We start from the raw sequence: 26,367 nt of genomic DNA on the forward strand, positions 1-26,367 counted from the left end.
GCGGAGGCCTCCGTCAGGACAGCCCGAACTCGTCGTCGAGCAGGGACACGAGCTCCTCCGCGCTCACCGAGTCGAGGTCGGAACCGTCCGCCGCTTCCTCGTCCCCGGCCTCTTCCAGCGTCGCCAGGAGCACCCGTAGCCGGGTCGCCATCGCTCCGCGGTCGTCGGCGTCCGGGTTCATCGACCGGACGGCGCTCTCCAGGCCGCGCAGGGCGAGCAGGGCCGGGTCGGTGGCGCCGGCCGTGTCCAGCCGCATGCCGGTCAGCAGATGGGCGGCGAGGACCCGGGTGTTGGGGTGGTCGAAGACGAGGGTCGCGGAGAGCCGTACGCCGGTGAGGGTGCTGAGGCGGTTGCGGAGGTCGACGGCCATCAGGGAGTCGAAGCCGAGGCTCTTGAACGCCTTGGTGACCGGTACGGCGTCCGCCGACGGCAGGGCGAGCACCGAGGCGACCTCGGCGCGGATGAGGTTCTCCAGGGTGGTGGTCCGGTCGTCCTGCGGCAGGGGGCGCAGTCGGTCGCGCAGGCCGGAGGGGCCGTGGGCGAGTCCGCTGGTGCGGCGTCGTGGCGCCGGGACCAGGGCGCGCAGGGCGCCGGGCAGGGCGGCCCGGTCGGCGGTGGACAGGCCGCCGGGTTCGAAGCGGAAGGGCAGCAGCTCCGGTTCGCCGGTGGCGTGGGCGGCGTCGAAGAGGGCCAGGCCGTCGTCGGGGGCCAGCGGCAGCATGCCCGCGCGGGCGATGCGCCGCAGGTCGGCGGCGGCCAGCTGGGCGGTCATGCCGGCGCTGCTCTCCCAGGGGCCCCAGGCGAGGGAGAGGGCGGGCAGGCCGTCGGCCCGTCGCCGTCGGCACAGGGCGTCGAGGTAGGCGTTGGCGGCGGCGTAGGCGGACTGTCCGCCGCCGCCGAGGGCGCCGGCGAGGGAGGAGCAGACGACGAAGGCGCGCAGGCCGAGGTGTGCGGTGAGGTCGTGCAGGTTCACCGCCGCGTCGATCTTCGGCCTGAGGACGCGGTCGACCTGTTCCCCGGTGAGTGTGCCGAGCAGTCCGTCGTCGACGACGCCCGCCGCGTGCACCACTGCGGCCAGGGGTGCCTCCTGGGGGATCGCGTCGAGTACGGCGGCCAGGGCGTCCCGGTCGGCCGCGTCACAGGCGACGACGCGTACGTCGGCTCCCGCGTCGGCGAGGTCCCGGCGGAGTTCGGCGGTGCCGGGCGCGGCCTCGCCACGGCGGCCGGCGAGCACCAGGTGGCGTACGCCGTGCTCCTGGACCAGGTGCCGGGCGAGCAGGCCACCGATCATGCCGCCGGCCCCGGTGATCAGGGTGGTGCCGTCGGCCGGCCAGGGCCGGCCCTGCGGCGGGGTGTCGACGGGGTGGCGGGCGAGCCTCGGTACGAGGGTCGTGCCGGCCCGGATCGCGAACTGCGCGGCGTCCGCGGTGTCGCCGGAGTCGCCGGTGCCGTCGAAGTCGTCGGAGTCGTCGGTGCCGTAACCGGAGGCCTGTACGAGCGCCTGGGCCCGGGTGAGGTCCGCGAGGCCGGTGTCGGTGTCGAGGTCGACCAGGAGCAGCCGGTCCGGGTGTTCCAGCTGGGCGCTGCGGGCCAGTCCCCACACCGCGCTCTGCGCCAGGTCCCGTACGCCTTCGCCGGGTCGGGCCTCGACGGCGCCCCGGGTGCACAGCACCAGCCGTGACTTGACGAAGTGTTCGTCCTCCACCCAGGTGCGGAGGGTGTCGAGCGCCGCGTGCACGGCCGTACGGGCCGCGTCCGCGTCGAAGCCGGTGGGGGTGCCGGGGGCGCAGGGGAACAGGACGTGGTCGGGGGCCGGTCCGCCTTCGGCGAGGTGCCGGCGCAGGGCGTCGAGGTCCGGGTAGGGGTCGATGTCCGGGGCGTCGGTGACGGCGGGGCCCACCACGGCCCAGCGGACCGCGGGGTGGCCGGCCGCCTCGGGCTCCGGGGCGGGGGTCCAGTCCATGCGGAACAGCGACGAGGCCGCGACCGACGTGCCCAGCTGGGCGCGGGAGACGGTGCGCAGGCTCAGTCCGCCGACGGAGACGAGCGGCTGTCCGTCGCCGTCCCAGAGGGTGGCGGCCACTTCGTCGGTGCCGGGGCCTGCCGCGAGGAGGATGCGGCAGGCGGTGGCGCCGGGGGCGGGCGCGGACACGTTCCGCCAGGAGAAGGGCAGGAACGGGCCGCTGTCGCGGGCGGCGGAGGGCAGGAACGCGAGGGTGTGCAGGGCCGCGTCCAGCAGTGCGGGGTGGACGCCGAAGGCCTTGGCGTCGTCGGTGGTCTGCGGGGGCAGGGCGACCTCGGCGTAGATCCCGTCGCTGTGGCGCCAGGCCGCGGTCAGGCCCTGGAACACCGGTCCGTAGGCGGTGCCGGTGGTGGTCAGGTCCGCGTAGAAGTCCTCGAGGCGTACGGGTTCGGCGCCGTCGGGCGGCCACACGGCGGGCGGGGTGGCCGGCTGCTCGGGGGGCGGGCCGGCGGCGAGCAGTCCCTCCGCGTGTTTGGTCCACTCGGTGCCGGAGGCTGCACGGGAGTAGACCGCGACCGGCCTGCTTTCCTCCCGGGTGGTCTCGCCGACGACGACCTGGACGGTGACGCCGCCGTGTTCGGGCAGGATCAGCGGGCTGTGGACGACGAGTTCCTCGACCTCACCGGCGTCGAGGCGGCTGCCCGCCCACAGGGCGAGTACGAGGAAGCCGGTGCCGGGGAACAGCACGGAGTCCAGGATCCGGTGGTCGGCCAGCCAGGGCTGGGCGGCCAGGGAGAGTTCGCCGGTGAACAGGGTGTCGCCGCCGGAGGCCGAGCCGACCATGGCGCCGAGCAGGGGGTGTCCGGTGCCGTCCAGGCCGGCCGAGGAGAGGTCACCGCGGTCGGCGGTGGACTCGGCGGGCCAGTAGGCCGTGCGCTGGAAGGCGTAGGTCGGCAGGTCCGCCCGCCGGGCGCCGGTGCCTTCGAAGACCGCGTCCCAGTCCACGGTGACGCCGTGCACATGGGCGCGGGCCAGTGCGGTCAGGAGGGTCGTCGGTTCCGTGGCGTCGCGCCGCAGCAGTGCGGCGCACACCCCGGTGGGGGCGGTGTCGAGGCAATCCTCGGCCATCGTGGTGAGCGTCGCGTCGGGACCCAGCTCCAGGAAGCCGGTGACGCCCGCGCCGACGAGGGCGTCGACCCCGTCGGCGAAGCGGACGGTGTGCCGGGCGTGCCGCACCCAGTAGCGCGGGTCGGCGAACTCGTCGGCGCCGAGGACGGCTCCGGTGAGGTTGGAGACGACGGGGATGCGGGGTGGAGCGAAGGACAGGCCTGCGACCAGCTCGGCGAACTCGTCGAGCATCGGCTCCATCAGCGGCGAGTGGAAGGCGTGGCTGACGCCGAGGCGGCGGATCCGGCGGCCCCGCTCGGTGAAGTGCGCGGTGAGCGCGTCCACGGACGCGGCGGCGCCGGAGAGCACCACCGAGCGGGGGCCGTTGACGGCGGCGATGTCCACGGTGTCCGCGTGCTCGCCCAGGACGGCGGTGAGGGCCTCGGTGGCCTCCCGCTCGTCGGCCTGGACCGCGAGCATGGCTCCGCCCGGCGGCAGGGCCTGCATCAGGCGGCCCCGGGCGACCACGAGCCCCGCGGCGTCGGCGAGGTCCAGGGCACCGGCCGCGTGGGCGGCCGCGATCTCGCCGACGGAGTGCCCGAGGAGGTAGTCGGGGACCACGCCCCACGACGCGAGCAGCCGGAACAGGGCCACTTCGAGGGCGAAGAGCGCGGGCTGGGTGAGCGCGGTCCGGTCGAGTTCGGCGGCCTCGGCGGTGAACACCGTCTCGCGCAGCGGCCTGCCGAGCAGCGGGTCGATGTGCGCGCAGACCTCGTCGAAGGCCCGGGCGAACGCGGGGAACGTCTCGTACAACTCCCGGCCCATGCCGGGGCGTTGGGCGCCCTGTCCGGGGAAGAGCAGCGCGAGGCCGCCCTCGCCGGCCGTGCCGAGCAGCAGTCCGTCCGGGGTGCGCCCCGCCGCGAACTCCGCGAGCCGGGTGAGTGCGTCGTCCCGGTCGGTGACGGGCAGCGCGGCCCGGTGTTCCAGGGCGGTGCGCCGGGTGGCCAGGGAGTGGGCGACGTCGGTGACCGAGTCCTCCGTCCGCTGACGCAGATGGGTCAGCAGGGTCTTCGCCTGGGCGCGCAGGGCCTGTTCGTCGTGGCCGGACAGCAGCCACGGGGTGAGCGGCAGCGCGGTGGCCGCCGCGGGGGCGGGGTCCGGCTCCGCGGCCTGTTCGAGGATGACGTGGGCGTTGGTGCCGCTGACCCCGAAGGAGGACACGCCGGCCCGGCGGGGGCGGCCGGTCTCCGGCCACGGGCGGGTCTCGGTGAGCAGGTCCACGGCGCCCGCGGTCCAGTCGACGTGCGGGGTCGGTTCGTCGATGTGGAGGGTGCGCGGCAGTACGCCGTGGTGCAGGGCCTGCACCATCTTGATCACTCCGCCGACGCCGGCGGCGGCCTGGCTGTGCCCGAGATTGGACTTCAGGGAGCCCAGCAGCAGCGGCCGGTCCTCGGTCCGGTCCCGGCCGTAGGTGGCGAGGATGGCCTGGGCCTCGATGGGGTCGCCGAGGGTGGTGCCGGTGCCGTGTGCCTCGACGGCGTCGACGTCGGGGGCGGTCAGCCCGGACCGTTCCAGCGCCTGCCGGATCACCCGCTGCTGCGACGGCCCGTTGGGCGCGGTCAGGCCGTTGGACGCGCCGTCCTGGTTGACGGCGCTGCCGCGCAGCACGGCGAGCACCCGGTGGCCGAGCCGGCGGGCGTCGGAGAGCCGCTCGACGGCGAGGACGCCGACGCCCTCCGCCCAGCCGGTGCCGTCGGCACCGGCGGCGAAGGCCTTGCAGCGGCCGTCGGGTGACAGGCCGCCCTGCTTGGCGAAGTCGTCGAAGAGGAACGGGCTGGTCATCACCGCGACGCCGCCGGCGAGGGCGAGGTCGCAGTCGCCGCTCCGCAGCGCCTGGGCGGCCGTGTGCAGGGCGACCAGCGAGGACGAGCACGCCGTGTCCACCGTCACCGCGGGCCCCTCCAGGCCCAGCACGTAGGAGACGCGTCCGGACACCACGCTGGTGGACGCGCCGGTCACGCCGTACCCGGCGAGCGCCTGTGAGCCGCGGGGGAACAGGCTCGTGTATCCGGAGGTGGCCGCGCCGACGAAGACGCCGGTACGGCTGCCGCGCAGGGTGCCGGGCGCGATCCCGGCACGTTCGAGGGCCTCCCAGGACGTCTCGAGGAGCAGCCGCTGCTGCGGGTCCATGGTCAGCGCCTCCCGCGGGGAGATCCCGAAGAACGCGGCGTCGAACTCCGCGACACGGTCGAGGAATCCGCCCTGCTGCGGCACGGAGCCGTCGGCGGGTGCCCCGGTGCTCCAGCCGCGGTCCTCCGGGAAGCCGGAGACGGCGTCCCGCTCGCCGATGACGAGGTCCCACAGCTGCTCGGGCGAGGTGATGCCGCCCGGGTAGCGGCAGGCCATGCCGACGATGACGAGGGGTTCGTCGTCGGTGCGGGCTACCGCGGGCACGGGGGCCGCGGGGGCGGCGGGTTCGGCGAGATCACCGAGGAGTTCGGCGGCCAGGAAGTCGGCCAGCTCGCTCGGCGTCGGGTGGTCGAAGACGACGGTGACCGGCAGCCGGAAGCCGACGGCGCCGGTCAGCCGGTTGCGGAACTCCACGGCGGTCAACGAGTCGAAGCCGAGCTCGCGGAACGGCGCCGTCGAGCCGACCGCGTCGGGGTCGGAGTGCCCGAGCACGGTGGCGACATGGGAGCGGACCAGCTGGAGCAGGATCCGCATGCGTTCGGTGCCGGTGAGCGGGGTCAGGCGCTCGCGCAGGGATCCGCCGCCGGTGTCCGCCGGCCGGCGTCCGGCGCGGCGGGCGGGCGTGGGCACCAGCGCCCGCATGATGGGCGGCACCCGGCCCGACGTCCCGGCGAGCGCGGCGGGGTTGAGTTTCGCGGGCACCAGCTGGGCGCTGCCGGTGCGGCAGGCCAGGTCGAACACCGCGAGGCCTTCGTCGCTGGTCATCGGCACGATGCCGCCGCGGCTCAGGCGCCGCATGTCGCGGTCGTCGAGGTGGCCCGACATCTCGCTGCGCTGTGCCCAGAAGCCCCAGGCGAGGGAGAGTCCGGGCCGCCCGTGGGCCCGCCGGTGGGCGGCGAGGGCGTCGAGCATCACGTTGGCGGCGGCGTAGTTGCCCTGGCCGGGGGCGCCCATGGTGCCCGCCATGGACGAGAACAGCACGAAGGCGCCGAGGTCGAGGTCCTTGGTGAGTTCGTGCAGGTTGAGTGCGCCGGTCACCTTGGGCCGCAGTACGGCCCTCGTGCGGTCGGCGGTGAGGGACTCGACGAGGCCGTCGTCCAGCGCCGCCGCGGTGTGCAGTACGGCGGTGAGGGGGCGTTCGGCGGGGATGTCCGCGAGCAGCGCGGCGAGTTGGCCGCGGTCGGCGATGTCGCAGGCCGCGACGGTCACCTGGGCACCGGCCGCGGTCAGTTCCGCGGCGAGTTCGCTCGCGCCGGGGGCGTCCGGGCCGCGCCGGCTGGTCAGCAGCAGGCTGCCCACCCCGTGCTCGGTGACCAGGTGGCGGGCGAGCAGCGCGCCGAGCATGCCGGTGCCGCCGGTGATCAGGACGGTGCCGTGGGCGGGGAAGGGCTCGCCGGGGAGGGTGAGCACCGCCTTGCCGATGAGCGCGGCCTGGCTCAGCGCCCGGAAGGCGGCGCGGGTGTCGCGGATGTCCCAGGTGTTGAGGTGCGGAGGCGCAAGGACGCCGCTCTCGAACAGCTCGGCGAGGATGCCCAGCATGGCGTGGATGCGGTCGAGCCCGGCTTCCGGAAGGTCGTACGCCTGGTAGGCGACGCCCGGGTATGCCTCGGCGACCTGTGCCGGGTCGCGCTTGTCGGTCTTGCCCATCTCCAGGAAGCGGCCGCCCCGGGGCAGCAGCCTGAGGCCCGCGTCGACGAACTCGCCGGCCAGGCAGTCGAGTACGACGTCCATGCCGCGGCCGCCGGTGGACTCCAGGAACCACTGCTCGAAGTCGAGGGTCCGCGAGTTCGCGAGGTGCGCGGCGTCGAGCCCGCAGGCGCGCAGCGTGTCCCACTTGCCGGGGCTCGCCGTGCCGTAGACCTCGGCGCCGAGGTGGCGGGCGAGCTGGACGGCCGCGCTGCCGACGCCGCCGGCCGCGGCGTGGATCAGCACGGACTGGCCGGGCCGGAGTCCGCCGAGGTCGACGAGTCCGTAGTACGCGGTCAGGTAGGCGACGGAGACCGAGGCGGCCTCCTCGAAGGTCCAGCCGTCGGGGATGCGGTGGACGGTGCGTTCGTCGGCGACGGTCACCGGGCCGAAGACCTCGGTGGACAGGCCGAACACCCGGTCGCCGACGCGGTGGTGGGTGACCTCGGCGCCGGTGCCGGTGACGACACCGGCGACTTCGCCGCCGAGTCCGGTCAGGCCGGGCACCAGGTCGAGGGCGACGACGACGTCCTTGAAGTTGATGCCGGCGGCGCGGACGGCGATCCGCACCTGCCGGGGTCCGAGCGGTTCGAGTGCCTGCGGGTACGGGACCGCCGTGAGGCCCTCGATGGTGCCGGGCCTGGTGTTCTCCAGGCGCCAGGCGGGCTCCCCGGCCGGGGGCAGGATGGTGCCGGCGGGATCCCAGCGGGCCAGGCTCGGGGTGCGTACCTGGCCTTCGCGCAGGGCGAGTTGTTCCTCGCCGGACGCGAGCGCCGCGCCGAGCGCCGCTCGGGACCCGGCGGCCGTGTCGAGGTCGAGGAGGCCGAAGCGTCCGGGGTGTTCGTTCTGCGCCGAGCGCAGCAGTCCCCAGACTCCGGCGGCGGCGAGGTCGGTCACGTCCTCGCCGGCCGTGGCCGCCACCGCGCCGCGGGTGACCACGACGAGCCGGGTGTCGTCGAGCCGCCCGTCGGCGATCCACTCCTGGAGGAGGGCGACGGTGTCGACGACCGGTTCGCCGACCCGGTCGGTGGAGCCGTCGCCGGCGACCGGGAGCAGCGCGGTGACGGCGGCGCCGTCCGCGGCGACGAGCGCGGCCAGCTCCTCGGTCCCGGCGGCGAGCGGGGTGCCGGGCAGGGCGTCGCACAGCCCCAGCGGGTCGGCCCCCAGCACGACGCAGCGCGGGGCGGGCTCCTCGGCCCGGACGGTCTTCCAGTCGAGCCGGTACAGCGCGTCGGCGCGTACGGTGCTCAGCGCGGCCTCGGTCATCCGGCGTACGACGAGGGTGTCGACCGAGACGACCGGTGCGCCGGCCTCGTCGGCGAGCAGCAGCGTGATCCCGTTCTCGCCGCGCCGGGACAGCCGTACGCGCAGCCGCGAGCAGCCGGTCGCGTGCAGCCGTACGCCGGTCCAGGAGAACGGCATGCCCACGCCGCCGTCGTCGTCGCCCCAGGTGAACATGGCGTGCAGGGCCGCGTCGAAGAGCGCCGGGTGCAGGCCGAAGCGCTCGGCCGCGGAGCGCTGGTCGGCGGGCAGGGCCACTTCGGCGTACACCTCGCCGTCGCGGTGCCAGACCCGGCTCAGGCCGCGGAACTCGGGCCCGTACTGGTAACCGGCCGCGGCCATGCGGTCGTACATCCCGGAGATGTCCACGGCCTCGGCGCCCTCGGGCGGCCAGGTCCCGGTGATCCCCTCGGGTTCCTCGCCGGGTTCGGCGACGAGGACGCCGGACGCGTGCCGGGTCCAGACCGTGTCCGCCGAGGCGTCGTCGGCACGGGAGTACACGCTCACCGCGCGGGCCCCCGTCTCGTCGGCCGCCTCGACCTGTGCCTGCACCACGACCGCGCCGCTCTCGGGCACCACCAGCGGGGTGTGCAGGGTCAGTTCCTCGATCCGGCCGCAGCCGACCTGGTCGCCCGCGAGCACGGCCAGCTCCACGAAGCCGGTGCCCGGGAAGATCACCCGGTCGGAGACGCCGTGCCCGGCCAGCCAGGTCTGGGCGCGCAGGGAGAGCCGGCCGGTGAGCACGGCGCCGTCGCCGTCGGCCATCCGGACCAGGGCTCCGAGCAGCGGGTGGTCGACCGAGGACAGGCCGACCGAACCGACGTCACCGGTGCGGTCGCCGGCCTCGGTCCAGTAACGGGTGCGCTGGAAGGCGTAGGTGGGCAGTTCCACGGTGCGGGCGCCGGTGCCGGCGAACACCGCGGGCCAGTCGACGCGGACCCCGCCGAGGTGCGCCTTGGCCAGCGAGGCCGTCATCCGGCCGAGGCCGCCCTCGTCGCGGCGCAGGGACTCCACCACGACGCCGGACGCCCCGGCGGCGTCGACGGTCTGTTCGACGCCCATCGCCAGCACCGGGTGCGCGCTGGACTCGACGAACGCGCTGTGCCCCTCGGCGAGCAGCGCGCGCACGACCGGTTCGAAGAGCACCGGCGCGCGCGTGTTGTCGTACCAGTAGCCGGCGTCCATGGCGGCGGTGTCCAGCCGGCCGCCGGTCACCGTCGAGTACAGGGGTACGGTCCCGGTGCGCGGCGCGACCGGCGCCAGCAGGTCGAGGAGCCGCTCGCGCAGGGGGTCGACCAGGGCGCAGTGCGTCGGCACGGTGGCGGCGACGATCCTGGCGCGCACGTTGTCGCGGGCGCACTCGGCGATGAACTCGGCGAGGGCGTCGTCGTCTCCGGCGACCGCGACGATCCGGGGCCCGTTGACGCCGGCCACGGACAGCCGGTCCGCCCAGCGGGTCAGTCGCTCGCGCACCTCGTCGGCGGGCAGGGCGACGGAGGCGACGGCGCCCTTGCCGACGAGGGTCTCGGCCAGGAGTGCGCTGCGCAGGCAGATCACCCGGGCCGCGTCCTGAAGGGTCAGTCCGCCCGCGACATGGGCGGCCGCGATCTCGCCCTGCGAGCTGCCGACGACGGCGTCGGGCTCCACCCCGTAGGAACGCCACAGCTCCGCCAGCGACACCATCACGGTGAAGAGCACGGGCTGGATGACCTCGATGCGTTCCATCGAGGCGGCGCCGGGCTTCTCGCGCAGCACGTCGAGGACCTTCCAGTCCACGAACTCCTCGATCGCCGCCGCACACGCGGCCGCCTTCGCCGCGAACACCGGTGAGGTGTCGAGGAGTTCGCGGGCCATGCCGGCCCACTGCGAGCCCTGCCCCGGGAACACGAAGACGACCTTGCCGTCGACGGGCGGTGAGCCGCGCAGTACCCCTTCGGCGGGGCGGTCCGTGGCGAGCGCGTCCAGCGCGTCGAGGAATCCGTCCCGGTCGGCGGCGAGCACGGCGGCCCGGTGCTCCAGGCCGGTGCGGGTGACGGCGAGGGAGAGGGCCACGTCGGCGTCGCTCGCGCCGGGACGGGCCAGCAGGTGCTCGCGCAGGGCACGGGCCTGCGCGCGCAGCGCGGGCTCACCGCGGGCGGAGAGCACCCACGGGAGGAGTGGCGGGGCGGTCGCCCCGGGCGCCTCTCCGGGGGTTTCCTCCGGTGCTTCTTCGGGCGTTTCTTCGGGAGCCTGCTCCAGGATCACGTGCGCGTTGGTGCCGCTGATGCCGAAGGACGACACCGCGGCCAGGCGGGGGGTGTCGGAGGCGGGCCAGGGGCGGGCCTCGGTGAGGAGTTCGACGGCGCCCGAGGACCAGTCGACGTTCGGGGTGGGCTCCTCGGCGTGCAGGGTCCTGGGCAGCAGGCCGTGCCGCAGCGCCTGCACCATCTTGATCACACCGCCGACGCCGGCGGCGGCACCGCTGTGCCCGATGTTCGACTTCAGGGAGCCCAGCCACAGCGGCCGCCCCGCCGTTTTGGCCTGCCCGTACGTGGCCAGCAGCGCGTCCGCCTCGATCGGGTCGCCGAGGCTGGTGCCGGTGCCGTGCGCCTCGACCACGTCGACCTCGGCGGGCGACACACCCGCGTTGGCCAGCGCCTGCCGGATCACCCGCTGCTGCGAGGGCCCGTTGGGCGCGGTGAGACCGTTGGACGCGCCGTCCTGGTTGACGGCGCTGCCGCGCAGCACCGCGAGCACCCGGTGACCGAGCCGGCGGGCGTCGGAGAGCCGCTCGACGGCGAGGACGCCGACGCCCTCGCTCCAGCCCGCGCCGTCGGCCGCCGCCGAGAACGCCTTGGAGCGGCCGTCGGGGGCCAGCGCGCGCTGCCCGGACAGGGCCACGTGGACCGCGGAGGTGGACAGTGTCGTCGCGCCGCCGGCCAGGGCGAGGTCGCACTCCCCGCTCCGCAGCGCCTGGGCGGCGAGGTGCAGGGTCACCAGCGAGGAGGAGCAGGCGGTGTCCACGGTGACGGCCGGGCCCTCCAGACCCAGCACATACGAGATCCGGCCGGAGAGCACGCTGTTGGAGGTGCCGGTGGAGCCGTAGCTGTCCAGACCGTCCGGGGCGGCGGCCAGCAGGGTGCCGTAGTCCTGCTGGTTGAGTCCGGCGAAGACGCCCGTACGGCTGCCGCGCAGCGCGTGGATGTCGAGGCCGGCGTGTTCCAGCGCCTCCCAGGAGGTCTCCAGGAGCAGTCGCTGCTGGGGGTCCATGGACTGCGCCTCGCGCGGGGAGATGCCGAAGAAGGCCGCGTCGAAGGAGGCGATGTCCTCGACGAACCCGCCCGCCTCCGCGTAGCAGGTGCCCGGGTGGTCGGGGTCGGGGTGGTGGAGGCCGTCCAGGTCCCAGCCGCGGTCGGTGGGGAAGGGGCCGATCGCGTCCGTCTCGTCGGTGACCAGCCGCCACAGGTCCTCGGGCGAACTCACCCCGCCGGGGTAGCGGCAGGCCATCCCGACGATCGCGATCGGCTCGGTGCCCTGCGACTCGATCTCGGTCAGTCGCTGGCGCGTCCGGTGCAGATCCGCGCTGACCCGCTTGAGATAGTCACGAAGCTGCTGCTCGTTGGCCATCGGACTCAGTCCTTTCCGAATTCCGCGTTGATGAAGTCGAAGAGCTCTTCATCCGAGGCGGAATCGAGCTTGCTGGTGATGTCGCCGTCGTCGGCTTCGAGTTCGTCCGCGCTCCAGGCGGAGGCCAGCCGGCGCAGCCGGGCCGCGAGCTGTTCGCGGGTGGCCCGGTCCGGTGGCGAGGTGGCGAGCGCGGCTTCGAGATGGTCGAGCTGGGTGAGCGCCGGCAGCGGAGCCCCGGCGACCGACCGCAGGACCTTGCTCTCCAGGTGCTCGGCGAGCGCGGTCGCCGTGGGGTAGTCGAAGACGAGCGCGGCGGAGAGCTGGACGCCGGTCGCGGCGATCAGGCCGTTGCGCAGCTCGACCGCGGTGAGCGAGTCGAATCCCAGCTCCCGGAAGGGGAGTTTGGCGTCGAGCGGGGCGTCGGCCGCGTAGTCCAGTACGGCGGCCACCTGCCGGTGGATCAGATCCAGCAGCAGCTGTCGCCGCCCGCTCTCGGACTGCTCGGCCAGCTGCTGCGCGAAGGACTGCCCGGCCGCCCGCGCACCGGCCGCCGAGGCCCTGCGCAGGGGTGCGCGGACCAGGCCGCGGAAGGGTGCGGGCAGGGTCGCCTCGGCCGCCTTCCCGCGCAGTACGGCCTTGTCGAGGCGCATGGGTACCAAGGTGGTCGCGTCCGAGTTCCACGCCGCGTCGAACAGGGCGAGACCCTGCCGCGGGGTGAAGGCGAGGACGCCGGCCTGGGCCATCCGCCGCCGGTCCACGTCGGAGAGGTGCGCCGACATGCCGGCCGTGGTCTCCCACAGGCCCCAGGCGAGCGAGGTCGCCGGCAGGTCGGCCGCGCGCCTGCGGTGGGCGAGTGCGTCCAGGAAGGCGTTGGCCGCCGCGTAGTTGGCCTGGCCCGCGCCGCCGAAGGTGCCGACGCCCGAGGAGAACAGCACGAAGTGGGACAGCCCGAGGTCCGCGGTCAGCTCGTGCAGATGCTGCGCCGCCTCGGCCTTGGGCCGCAGCACGGTGTCGATCCGGTCGGGGGTCAGGGTGGTGAGGACTCCGTCGTCGACGACTCCGGCGATGTGTACGACGGCGGTCACGGGGTGCTCGGCCGGTACGTCCGCCAGCGCGTCGGCCAGGGCGGCGCGGTCGGCGGTGTCGCAGGCCGTGAAGGTCGCGTCGGCGCCCGCCTCGGCAAGGACTCGGCCCAGTTCGGCCGCGCGCGGGTCGTCGGGGCCCCGCCTGCTGAGCAGCAGCAGGTGCCGCACGCCGTGCGCGGTCGCCAGGTGCCGCACGATCTCGGTGCCGATGCCGCCGGTCGCGCCGGTGACCACCACCGTGCCGTGTTCGCCTCCCGGGCCGCGTTCCGCCGGACCGTCGGTGGGCCGTTCGGTGACCTGGGCCAGCCGGGGCACGAGCACCTGGCCGTCCCGGACGGCGAGTTGCGGTTCGGCCTCGGTCAGTGCGGTTCCCACGGCGGCGGCGAGCAGTTCGGCGTCCGCGTCGCGGCCGCCGAGGTCGGCCAGGACGAACCGCTCCGGGTGCTCCGCCTGCGCCGACAGCAGCAGTCCGCGGGCCGCCGCCTGCGCCGGGTCGACCGGGGTGCCGTCCCCGGTGGACACGGCCGCGCGGGTGACGAGGACGAACCGGGCCCCGGCCAGGCGGCCGTCCGCGAGCAGTTCCTTGACCAGCTCCAGGGTGCGGTGGGTGGTGTGCCGCATGGACTCGACGGTCGCGCCGGGTTCCGTGTCCACGGACAGGACGACGAGCCCGGGCGCGGCGCCGTGCTCCGTGGAGCGGCCGAGGGACGCGAGGTCCGGGTGGGCCTCGACTTCGGCGCCCTGGGTGGCGACGAGCGCCTTGGCCAGGCCGTCCGCGCCGACGACGGCCCAAGGGCCGGCCGGTTCGGGAGCCACGGCCGCCACGGGTGTCCAGGTCAGGCGATAGAGCGAGTCAGGTCCGGTGGGGGCGCCGGCGGGCGTCGTGGCGGGCGCGGTGCCCGTCCGTACGCCGACGCGGTCCACCGAGAGCACCGGCTCGCCCTCCGCGTCCGACAGCAGCACGGCTACGGCGCCCGGGCCCGAGCGGGTCAGCCGGACCCGCAGCTCGGTGGCGCCGGTGGCGTACCGGGTCACCCCGGCGAAGTGGACCGGCTCGCCGGCGAGTTCGGTGATCAGGTCCGTCAGGCCCGCCAGCAGCTCGGGGTGCAGACCGAAGCGGTCGGCGTCGCCCGCCTCCTGCTCGGTCAGCACCAGCTCGGCGAACAGCTCGTCCGCCCGGCGCCACACCGCGTCCGCGCCGACGGGTTCGGCGTCGGCGGGCGGCCAGGCGGCGGGGTCGGGCTCGGGCCGGGCGGCCGCACCGCCGACGGTGCCGTGCGCGATCCGCGTCCAGGACTCGTCCCCGGCGTCACCGGAGTCCGTGGGCCCCACGTGGAGGGTGAAGTCCCGGTCGCCGTCCTCGTCCGGCGCCGCCACCACGAGTTGCAGCGGGGCGTGCGGTCCGCCGGGCAGCGCGGCGGGGACGTCGAGTTCGGCGATCCGGTCGCAGCCGAGGCTGCCGGCCGCCCACAGCACCAGATCGAGGATGTCGCCGCGGGACGGCGGCCGTTCTTCGTCGATGCCGGGCAGGCTGCCGCTGAAGAGCGACCCGCCGGTACCGGGCAGCGGCACGGCCGCCGTGAGCAGCGGGTGCCCGGTGCCCGCCAGGCCCGCGCCGGCCAGCGCCTCGACGCCGCCCGTGGGCGCGTCCAGCCAGTACCGCCGGTGCTGGAACGCGTACGTGGGCAGTTCCACCCGGCGGGCGCCGGTGCCGTGGAAGAACGCGGGCCAGTCGACGCGGCCGGTGCGCACGTGCAGCCTGCCGAGCGCGGTGAGCAGGGTCCGTACCTCGTCGCGGTCGCGGCGCTGGACGGCGATGCCGGTGGCGCCCGCCCCGGCCGACTCCTTCGCCATGGCGGTCAGCACGCCGTCCGGGCCCAGCTCCAGGAAGGTGGTCACCTCCTCGCCGAGCAGGCTGTCCACTCCGTCCGCGAACCGCACGGTCCCCCGCACCTGCCGCGCCCAGTAGGCGGGGTCGCACAGCTGCTCGGCGGTGGCCGGCTTGCCGGTCACGTTGGAGACGACCGGCAGTTCGGGCTCGGCGAAGGTCACCTGGGCCAGTTCGCGCTCGTACGCGGCGAGCATCGGTTCCATCAGCGGCGAGTGGAAGGCGTGGCTCACGGTGAGCCGCTTGGTGCGCAGCCCCGCCTCGGCGAGCCGGGCACCCGCCGCCGTGACGGCCTCCTCCGTGCCGGACAGCACCATCGAGGCCGGGCCGTTGACGGCGGCGACGGACACCTCGTCGAACGCGTCGCCGAGCAGCGCGGACACCACGTCCTCGGCCGCGGCGACGGACAGCATGGCGCCGCCCTCGGGCAGTTCCTGCATCAGCCGGGCGCGGGCGGTGACCACCCGGGCCGCGTCGGCGGTGGACCAGACGCCGGCCACGTGCGCGGCGGCGAGCTCGCCGATCGAGTGGCCGAGCACGGCGTCGGGCCGTACGCCCCAGTGCTCCAGCAGCCGGAACAGCGCCACCTCCACGGCGAACAGGGCCGGCTGTGTGTAGAGGGTCTGGTCGATCAGCGCGGCCTCGGGCGAGCCGGGCTCGGCGAACACGACCGAGGCCAGCGGGCGCGGCAGATGGCGGTCGAGGGCGGCGCACAGCTCGTCGAAGGCCGACGCGAACGCCGGGAAGGCCGCGTACAGGGCGCGGCCCATGCCGGTGCGCTGGGCGCCCTGGCCGGTGAAGAGGAAGGCGAGCCGGCCCTCGGCGCGCTCCTCGGCGACGGCGCCCGCGGACAGGTCCGTGAGGCCGCGGCGCAGTTCGTCCGGGTCGGCGGCGACGAGCACCGCCGCCCGGTCGAGGACGCTGCGGGTGGTGGCCAGGGAGTGGGCGAGATCGGTGACGCCGTGCCCGCCCTCGTCGAGGAGGGCGGTCAGCCGGGCGGCCTGGTCACGGAGGGCGTCCTGGGTGCGGGCGGAGACGACGACGGGGACGGGGCGGCCGGCGGTGGGGACGGAGACGCCGGGGGCGGGGCGCCCGGTGTCCGTGTCGGCCCGCTCGTCGGTGGGCTCGTCGGCCCGCTCGTCGGTGGACTCGCCGGCGGGCTCGTCGGGTGCCTCCTCCAGGGTGTCGGGTGCCTCCTCCAGGATCACGTGCGCGTTCGTGCCGCTGATCCCGAACGCCGAGACGCCCGCGCGGCGCGGTGCGCCGTCCCGTGGCCACTCCTGGGCCCGGTCGAGCAGTTCCACCGCCCCGGAACTCCAGTCGACGTGCGGACTCGGGGCGTCCACGTGCAGGGTGCGGGGCATCAGTCCGTGCCGCATCGCCTGCACCATCTTGATGACTCCGGCGACGCCCGCGGCGGCCTGGCTGTGCCCGATGTTGGACTTGACCGAGCCCAGCCGCAGCGGCCGGCCGGCCGGGCGGTCCTGGCCGTAGGTGGCGAGCAGCGCCTGTGCCTCGATCGGGTCGCCGAGCGTCGTGCCCGTACCGTGCGCCTCGACCACGTCCACGGCCGAGGCGGGCAGCGCCGCGTTGACCAGCGCCTGCCGGATGACCCGCTCCTGGGCGGGGCCGTTGGGCGCGGTGAGGCCGTTGGACGCGCCGTCCTGGTTCACCGCGGAGCCGCGGACCACCGCGAGGACCGGGTGTCCGAGCCGGCGGGCGTCGGACAGCCGCTCCACGAGCAGCACACCGGCGCCCTCACCGAGCGAGAACCCGTCCGCGGCGGCGGCGAACGGCTTGCAGCGGCCGTCGGCGGCCAGTCCGCGCTGCCGGCTGAACGCCACGAAGGAGGTGGGGTCCGGCATGACGGTGGCACCGCCCGCGATCGCCAGGTCGCACTCGCCGTCCCGCAGCGCCTGCGCGGCCAGGTGCAGCGCGACCAGCGAGGAGGAGCAGGCCGTGTCCACGGTGAGCGCGGGTCCCTGGAAGCCGAGCGAGTACGAGATCCGCCCGGAGGCGACGTTGGCGGACGCGCTGACGAGGTAGCCCTCCATGCCGTCGGTGGAGCCGCGCAGCCGGGTCCCGTAGGCCTGGTCGGTCAGACCGACGTACACCCCGGTCCTGCTGCCGCGCAGCGACCTCGGGGCGATGCCCGCGCGTTCCAGCGCCTCCCAGGACGATTCGAGCAGCAGCCGGTGCTGCGGGTCCATGGCCTGGGCCTCGCGCGGCGAGATGCCGAAGAAGCCCGGGTCGAAGTCGCCCGCGCCGTGCAGGAATCCGCCGTGGCCGACGTAGCTGGTGCCCGGCCGGTCGGGGTCGGCGGCGTCGACGAGTCGGCCGAGCGGCCAGCCGCGGTCGGTGGGGAACGGGGTGATCAGGTCGGCCTCGTCGCGCACGGCGCGCCACAGGTCCTCGGCGGAGGCGACGTCGCCGGGGTAGCGGCAGGCCATCGCGACGATGGCGATCGGGTCGTCCTGGTCGACGCGTACGACGGTGGCGGGTTCGGCCGGTACGGCGGCCTCGGGGGTGAGGCCGCGGGCCAGGAAATCCGCCAGTTCGGCGATGGTCGGGTGGTCGAAGACCATGGTGGCGGGCAGCCTGAGGCCGGTCGCGGTGCTCAGCCGGTTGCGCAGTTCGACCGCGGTGAGCGAGTCGAAGCCGAGCTCCTTGAGCGCGCGGGCGGGGTCGACGGACCGTGCGTCGGCGTGGCCGAGTACGGCCGCGGCCTGTTCGCGCACCAGGTCGCGCAGGGCCGCCGTGCGCTGGGGTCCGGTCAGTGCGGCCAGCCGTTGGGCGAGCGGGGAGGCGGCGGTGTCGGGCGCGGTGTCGTCGGTGGCCGGTTCGGGGCGGGCCTCGGGCAGTTCGGTCAGGAGGCGGGTGGGCCGCTCGAAGGTGAACTGCGGGGTGAACCGCTCCCAGTCGACGTCGACGAGCAGCAGCGAGGACTCGCCCTCCGCGAGCACCGCGGCGAGCGCGGAGACGGCGAGGTCCGGGTCGATGAGGGGCAGGCCCTTGCGGGAGAGGGTGTCGAAGACCGGGTCGTCGGCCATGCCGCCGCCCGCCCAGGGCGCCCAGGCGAGGGACACGGTGTGCACGCCGGCCGCGCTGCGGGCCTCGGCACGGGCGTCGAGCACGCCGTTGGCGGCGGCGTAGACGCCGTGGTCGCCGGCGCCCCAGGAGGCGCTGATGGAGGAGAAGTAGACGACGGCGTCGAGCTGTTCGGGGTCCAGGGCCGCTTCCAGGTGGGCGATGCCGGTCACCTTGGCGGCCATCGCCTCGGCCAGGTCGTCGGGCCCGGCCTCGGCCAGCGGGCCGAGCCCGCCGCCGCCCGCGGTGTGCACCACGGCGCCGATCGGGTCGCCGTCGCGCTGCGCCTCGGCGACCATCGCGGTCACCTGGGCCGGATCGGCGAGGTCGCAAGAGAGCAGGGTGACCTTGACGCCGAGCCCGGTGAGTTCGGTGACGAGCGCGTCGGCGCCGGGTGCGAGCGGGCCGCGCCGACTGGTGAGGACGAGGTGTTCCGCGCCCTCGCGGGCCAGCCAGCGGGCGACCCGCCGGCCGAGCGCTCCGGTGCCACCGGTCACGAGCACGGTGCCGCGCGGCCGCCAGCCCGTGCCGGCCGTGGCGCGCGGGGTGGCGCGTACGAGGCGGCGGCCGAAGACGCCCGACGGGCGCAGCGCCACCTGGTCCTCGCCGTCGAGGCCCGCGAGCACCGCCGCGAGACGGTCCGCCGTGCGGTCGTCGAGGGGGTCGGGCAGATCGACGAGGCCGCCCCAGGTGCCCGGGAACTCGAGCGCGGCGACCCGGCCGAGGGCCCATACGGCGGCCTGTTCGGGGTGGACCGGTCCGGCGTCGTCGTCGGTGGTGACGGCGCCGTGGGTCAGGCACCACAGGGGCGCGGTGACCCGGGCGTCGGCGAGCGCCCGCAGCAGGGCGAGGCTGAGCGCCGCGCCCGCCGGGACGACGGGCCGCTCCGGGTGCGGCGAACCGTCGATGCCGGTCAGCGAGACCACACCGGCCGGCTCCGTGCCGCCGAGGGCGCCGCGGAGGGCGGTGGCCAGGGTGGTGGGGTCGGAGCCGGGGTCGACGGCGAGCACCACGAGCTGTTCGGCGCGTTCCCGCAGGAGGGCGGTGACGGCGGCGGTCACCGGGTCGTCCGCGGTGCCGCCGGTGGTGGCGCCGGTCACCGGCTCGTCCGTGGTCCCGGTCCCGGTCAACGGTTCGTCCGTGGTCCCGGTCCCGGTCGGCACCACGAGGAGCCAGGTGCCGGGCAGCGTACGGCGCTCCGGCTCGGGCAGCCGGCGCCACTCGATGCGGTAGCGCCAGGACTCGACGGCGGCCCGCTCCTTGCGGTCGCGCCGCCAGGCGGACAGGGCCGGTACGAGCTCGCGCAGCGGCTGTTCGTCGGCGAGGCCGAGCGTGCCGGCCAGGGTGGGCAGGTCCTGTTGGTCCACGGCCTGCCAGAACCGCTCGTCCTGCGGGTCCTGGGCCACCGCCGGGCGGGCCGCCGGCCAGTAGCGGGTGCGCTGGAAGGGGTAGGCGGGCAGTTCCACCGGTGTGCCGTGCCGGCCGGGGAAGGCGGGCGTCCAGTCCACGGGGACGCCGTGCGTCCACAGTTCGGCCAGTGCCGTGCGTACGCGCTTCAGACCGCCCTCGTCGCGGCGCAGGGTGCCCGTCACCACCGGTTCCGCTCCGGCCAGTTCGGCGGTCTCGGTGAGTGCGGCGCCGAGCACCGGGTGCGGGCTGACCTCGACGAAGACGTCGTAGCCCTGCTCGGCCAGGGCGGTGACGGACGGTTCGAGGAGCACCGGTTCGCGCAGGTTGCGGTACCAGTAGGCGGCGTCGAGGCCGGTGGGGTCCTGCCAGTCGGCGGTCACGGTGGAGAAGAACGGGATCTGTCCCGGCCCCGGCCGGACCGGGCCGAGGGCGGTCATGATCTCGTCCTCGATCCGCTCCACCTGCGCGGAGTGCGAGGCGTAGTCGACGTCGATGCGCCGGACCCGGACGTCCTGGTCGCGGGCGTGGGCCACCAGGTCGTCCAGGGCGGCGGGTGCGCCGGAGAACACCACCGCGGAGGGGCCGTTGACGGCCGCGACGGAGACCTGTCCGTCCCAGCGCGGCAGCCACCGCTCGGCCTCGGCGAGGGGGATGCCGACGGAGACCATGCCACCCTCGCCGACGAGCGCGCGGAGCGCCTGGGCGCGCAGCGCGACCACGCGCGCCGCGTCGTCCAGGGACAGCGCCCCGGCCACGCAGGCCGCCGCGATCTCGCCCTGCGAGTGTCCGGCCACCGCGGCGGGCACCACGCCGTACGAGCGCCACAGCGCCGCCAGCGACACCATGACCGCGAACAGCACCGGCTGGACGACGTCCACGCGCTCCAGGGGCGTGCCCGAGCGCACGAGCTCGGTCACGGAGAAGCCCGTGTACGGCGCGAGGGCGCGCTCGCACTCGGCCCAGCGGGCGGCGAACTCCGGTGCGGTGTCGAGGAGTTCGGCGGCCATGCCGGGCCACTGTCCGCCCTGCCCGGGGAAGACGAAGACCGGGCCGCGTCCGGCGGCCCGGCGGGCCACGCCGGTGACCGTGGAGCCGGCGGGCTCCCCGGCGGCGATCGCGCGCAGCGCCTCGGTGAGCTCGCCGTGTCCCGCGCCCAGCGCGACGGCCCGGTGCTCGAAGTCCGACCGGGAGGTCAGCAGGGCGTGCCCGACGGCGGCGGCGGGCAGCTCCCGCTCGGCAAGACGGGCGGCCAGGCGGGCGGCCTGGGCGCGCAGCGCCTCGGGGGTGCGGGCGGAGAGCACCCACGGGAGGAGCGGTGGGGCGGTCGCCCCGGGCGCCTCTCCGGGGGTTTCTTCCGGCGCTTCTTCGGGCGCTTCCTCGGGCGTTTCTTCGGGCCCCTGTTCCAGTACGACATGTGCGTTGGTGCCGCTGACTCCGAACGCCGACACCCCCACCCGGCGTGGCTTCCCGGTGTGCGGCCACTCTCGGTTCTCGGTGAGCAGTCCCACCGTCCCCGCCGACCAGTCCACCTCGGGCGTCGGCTCGTCGACGTGCAGGGTTCGCGGCAGTACGCCGTGCCGCAGGGCCTGCACCATCTTGATCACGCCGCCGACCCCGGCCGCGGCCCCGCTGTGCCCGATGTTGGACTTGAGCGACCCCAGCCACAGCGGCTGTCCGGCCGGCCGGTCCCGCCCGTAGGTGGCCAGGACCGCCTGCGCCTCGATCGGGTCGCCGAGCGTCGTGCCCGTACCGTGCGCCTCGACGGCGTCGACGTCGTCGGCGGACAGTCCGGCGGCGGCCAGCGCCTGCCGGATCACCCGCTGCTGTGCTCCGCCGTTGGGCGCGGAGAGCCCGTTGGAGGCGCCGTCGGAGTTGACGGCGCTGCCCCGGACCGTGGCGAGGACGCGGTGTCCGTTGCGCCGCGCGTCGGAGAGCCGCTCCACGACCAGGACGCCCACGCCCTCGGCCCAGTTGGTGCCGTCGGCACTCGCGGCGAACGCCTTGCAGCGGCCGTCGGCGGCGAGCCCGCTCTGCCGGGCGAAGTCGACGAACGCGCCCGGCGTGGAGATGACGGAGACGCCGGTGGCGAGCGCGAGGTCGCACTCACCCTGGTGCAGGGCGCCCACGGCCATGTGCAGGGCCACCAGTGAGGAGGAGCACGCCGTGTCCACGGTGACCGCGGGCCCGTGCAGGCCGAGGGTGTAGGCGATCCGGCCGGAGATGACGCTCGCGGCGGTGCCGGTGGTCAGGTATCCGTCCGCCTCCGGGGCCCCTTCCAGCACCACGCCGTAGTCCGAGCCCGCGGCGCCGGCGAAGACTCCGGTGCGGCTGCCGCGCAGGGCCGCCGGGTCGAGGCCCGCGCCCTCCAGGGCCTGCCAGGACACCTCCAGGAGCAGTCGCTGCTGGGGGTCCATCGCGGTCGCCTCACGCGGGGAGATGCCGAAGAAGGCGGCGTCGAAGTCGGCGGCGTCGGGCAGGAATCCGCCCTTCATGGCGAGGTCCGGTGCCAGGCGGCGCAGGGCGGGCAGGTCCCAGCCGCGGTCGGTGGGGAAGTCGCCGACGCCGTCGCGTCCGCAGTGGACGAGGTCCCACAGGTCCTCGGGTCCGCGTACGCCGCCGGGGTAGCGGCAGGCCATGCCGACGATGGCGATCGGGTCGTCGTGGTCGGCCGTCGGGGCGACCTCGTCCTCGTGCTGTCGTACGCCGGACAGTTCGGCCAGCAGATGTGCGGCGACCGCCTGCGCGGTGGGGTGGTCGAAGACGAGGGTGGCGGGCAGCCGCAGCCCGGTCTCGGCGGCGACGCGGTCGCGGAACCGTACGGCCGCCAGGGACTCGAAGCCGAGGTCGCGGAACGGGCGTACGGGATCGATGGCGGCGCCGGAGGCGTGGCCGAGCACGGCGGCGGCCTGCGCCCGGACCAGTTCGAGGAGTTGGTGTTCCCGGTCGGCGGCGGGCGCGAGGACCACTTCGGCGGTCGGGGGTGCGGGCAGGGCGCGGACCTCGGGCAGGTCGGCGACGAGCGGGCGGGGGCCGCGCCCGGTGAGGACGGGGTGGAACAGGCTCCAGTCGACGTCGACGACGGCGCAGACGGGGTCGTCGGCGTCCAGGGCCTCGGCCAGCGCGGACACGGCGAGGTCGGCGGGGAGCGGCAGCAGGCCGGGGACCGGTGACGCCCCCGTGTCCGCCGGTGTCTCCCAGGGGCCCCAGCCGACGCAGGTGCCGGGGCGGCCGTCGAGGGTGCGGCGCTCGGCGAGGGACTCCAGGGCGGCGTGCGCGACGGTGTGCACGAGGTCCTCGGCGCCGCCCCAGGTGCCGGCGACGGTGGACAGCAGCACGAAGGCGTCCAGGTCCGCGTCGTGGAACAGCTCTTCGAGCCGTACGACGGTACGCAGCCGGTCCTGGACGGCGCGGGCCGGCCCGGCGGCGGTGAGGGCGTCCGGCGTGGACGGGCCGTCCGGGTCGATGCCGCTGAGGTGGACGACGGCGGTCACCGACGCCGTCTCCAGCGGGCCCAGGTCCCACTCGGTGACGGTGCACGGTCCGCCCGCCGCGGCGAGGACGGCGGCGTCGGGCAGGGGCGTGCCGGGGCGGTGCGCCAGCAGGAGCGTGCGAGCGCCGCCGCCGGAGAGGTACTGGAGGAGTTCCGGTGTGACGCCCGCGATGTCCCCGGTGATCAGGACGGTTCCGCCGGTGCGCCAGGCACGCTGCCGCCGGGGGCGCTGGGCGGGCAGCAGCTTCCTGGCGAAGACGCCGCCCGGCCGTACGGCGAGTTCGTCCTGGTCGCCGGGTGCGGCGAGGACGGCCGCGAGCAGCCGCAGGGAGCGCGCGTCGAGGCCGGCGGGCAGGTCCACCACGCCGCCGCCGGAGTGCGGGACCCGGCCGAGCCCCCACAGGAGGGCTGGGGCGGCACCGGGCACGGCCTCGGTGTCGACGGAGACGGGCGCCTGGTGGCGTACACTGGCGGGGCGCGCACCCCGGCCTCGGAGGGCTGAACGAGGGGCCAGGCGGGTCCAGCGGGTCGCGGACTCCGCGGGAAGCGCGAGCACGCCCGCGACGGGCCGGTCCTCGGGCAGCCGCGCGAGGGCGGGAGCGAGGCCGGGCCCGGCGGTCAGCAGCACCGCCCGCTCCCCCAGGGCCTCGGCGACCCGCGCTCCGTCGCCGTGACCGTCACCGTCGCTGTCGCCGTCGGGGGCGACGACCAGCCAGGTGCCGGTCGGCCGCGCGTCGGTGTCGACGTCCGGGTACGGCGTCCAGCCGACCCGGTAGCGCACGCGTCCGGTCCGGTCGGCCGGTTCGGCGGTGCGTGGTGCCGCGGGGGTGGCGGGCAGCCAGTAGCGCTCGCGCTGGAAGGCGTAGGTGGGCAGGTCGGTGCTGGTCGCGCCGCGGGCGGCGAGCGGGGTGTCCCAGTCGACGGCCACGCCGTGCACGTGCAGTTCGGCCAGCGCGGACAGGAACGTGGCCGGCTCGGGCCGGTCGTGCTGGAGGGTGGGGACGAGGGCCACCTCGCGGCCCGGGTCGCCGAGGCTCTCGCGCGCCATCGCGATGAGCGCTCCGCCGGGCCCCAGTTCGAGGCAGGCGGTGACGCCCTGGGCGCCGAGCCAGCGGATGCCGTCGTGGAAGCGCACCGTCTCGCGGACCTGGCGGACCCAGTACTCCGGCCAGTTCGCCTCGGGCGGGACGGGTGCGCCGGTCAGGTTGGAGACCATGGGGATGCGGGGCGGGCGGTGTTCGAGGCCCTCGGCGACCTCGCGCAGCCGCGCCAGCATCGGTTCCATGTGGACGGAGTGCGCGGCGTGGCTGATGGGCAGCTTGCGCGTCTTGCGCCCGCGCTCCTCGCACCGGGCGCGCACCCGCTCGACGGCGTCCGCGTCACCGGAGACCACCACGGACCGGGGTCCGTTCACCACGGCGATGGTCGCCCGGTCGCCGACGTCGGCCCGCGCGATGAGTTCGGCGAGTTCCGTCTCGGAGGTCTCGACGGCGACCATCGCGCCGTCGGTGCGCAGGGTCTGCACGAACCGGCCGCGCGCCGCGACGAGGGTGCAGGCGTCGTCCAGCGAGAGCACCCCGGCGCAGTGCGCGGCGGCCAGCTCGCCGGTGGAGTGCCCGAGGACGAAGTCGGGGACGACACCGGCGTGTTCGACCAGCCGGAACAGCGCGACCTCCAGCGCGAACACCGCGGCGAGCGCGTACCCGGTCTGCTCGATCAGCGGCAGTCCGTCCACGACGCGCCCGTCGAGGATGTCGTCGAGCGGGTGGGCGAGTTGCGGGTCGAGCCGGTCGCGCACCTCGTCGAAGGCGCGGGCGAACACCGGGAAGGTCTCGTACAGTTCCCGCCCGATGCCCGCCCGCTGCGAGCCCTGGCCGGTGAACAGGAAGGCGACGGGGCCGCTCGGCACGGTCCGGCCGCGTACGACGCGGGGGTCGGGCTCGCCCGCGCCGAGGGCGGCCAGGGACGTGAGGAGTTCGGTGCGGTCGGCGCCGAGCACGACGGCGCGGTGCGCGAGCCGGGCGCGGCCACGGGCCAGGGATCGGGCGATGTCCAGCGGGCGCCGTCCGGGGTCGCCGTCGGCGTACCGGTGCAGCCGCCGTGCCTGGGCGCGCAGCGCCTCCTCGCTCGCGGCGGACAGCGTCCACGGGACGGGGGCGGCGGGCGAGGTGTCGGGGCCGGGCTCGGGTGCGCCGTCCGCGCCGCTCGCGGCGGGGTCGTGTTCGAGGACGACGTGGGCGTTGGTACCGCTGATGCCGAAGGAGGAGACGGCCGAGCGGCGCGGCCGGCCGGTGCTCGGCCAGGTCTGTTCCTCCGTCAGCAGCCGTACGGCGCCCGCCGACCAGTCGACCTGGGGTGTGGGTTCGTCCACGTGCAGGGTGCGCGGCAGCAGTCCGTGCCGCATCGCCAGCACCATCTTGATGACTCCGGCCATGCCGGCCGCGGCCTGCGTGTGACCGATGTTCGACTTGACCGAGCCGAGCCACAGCGGCTCGTCCCCGGCCCGGTCCTGGCCGTAGGTGGCCAGCAGGGCCCCCGCCTCGATGGGGTCGCCGAGCCGGGTTCCGGTGCCGTGCGCCTCGACCGCGTCGACCTGGCCGACGCTGAGCTGGGCGTCGGCGAGGGCCTTGCGGATGACGCGGCGCTGGGCGGGACCGTTGGGCGCGGTCAGTCCGTTGGAGGCGCCGTCCTGGTTGACGGCCGTGCCGCGGACGGTGGCCAGGACGGGCAGGCCCTGTTCCCGGGCCGTGGACAGCGGCTGGAGCAGGAGCACGCCGACGCCCTCGCCCCAGCCGGTGCCGTCGGCCGCCGCGGCGAACGCCTTGCAGCGGCCGTCGCCCGCCATCCCGCCCTGCTCCGCCATCTCGGCGAACAGCTGGGGTTCCGCCATCACCGCGGCACCGCCGACGAGCGCGAACGAGCACTCCCCCGAGCGCAGGGCCCGTACCGCGAGGTGCAGGGCGACCAGGGAGGAGGAGCAGGCGGTGTCGATGGTGATCGCGGGCCCCTGGAGGCCGAGCGAGTAGGCGATCCGGCCGGAGGCGACGCTGCTGGTGGTGCCGGTCAGGACCAGGCCCTTGACCTGGTCGAGGAGTTCACCGTCGCGCGGGCCGTACTTCTGGTCGGCCATGCCGACGAACACCCCGCCGTCGGCGCCGCGCACCGTGGTGGGGTCGAGGCCCGCCCGCTCCAGGACCTCCCAGGAGGTCTCCAGGAGCAGCCGCTGCTGCGGGTCCATCGCCAGCGCCTCACGCGGCGAGATGCCGAACAGCCCGGCGTCGAAACCGGCCGCGTCGGCGAGGAAGCCGCCCGCGAGGCGGAAGTCGCCGCGCAGGTGGCCGGTGCGCCAGCCGCGGTCGGTGGGGAACCCGGAGATGGTGTCGGTGCCGGTGCGCACGCACTCCCACAGGTCCTCCGGGGAGGCGATGCCGCCCGGGAAGCGGCAGCCCATCGAGACGACGGCGATGGGTTCGGCGGCGCCCGCCTCCAGTTCCTGCACCCGCTGCCGGGTCCGCTTCAGGTCCGCGGTGACCCGCTTGAGATAGTCGACGAGCTTGTCGTCATCCACCACTGC

General features: G+C 75.6%; 2 protein-coding genes. Both read right to left on the reverse strand.

Going from position 1 to position 26,367, the window contains the following annotated elements:
* Nucleotides 1-13 precede the first annotated feature (13 nt).
* Entirely contained in the window at nt 14-11,833 is an 11,820-nt protein-coding gene (locus tag GTY58_RS39605) for a type I polyketide synthase (RefSeq protein ID WP_010984329.1), read from the reverse strand.
* Between the two features lie 5 nt (nt 11,834-11,838).
* A complete protein-coding gene (locus tag GTY58_RS15155) occupies nt 11,839-26,364 on the reverse strand; it encodes a type I polyketide synthase (RefSeq protein WP_042493092.1) in 14,526 nt (4,841 codons plus the stop codon).
* Nucleotides 26,365-26,367: the final 3 nt, after the last annotated feature.

It is taken from the genome of Streptomyces sp. SID5469 (genome assembly GCF_009862865.1).
Lineage (GTDB): Bacteria > Actinomycetota > Actinomycetes > Streptomycetales > Streptomycetaceae > Streptomyces > Streptomyces avermitilis.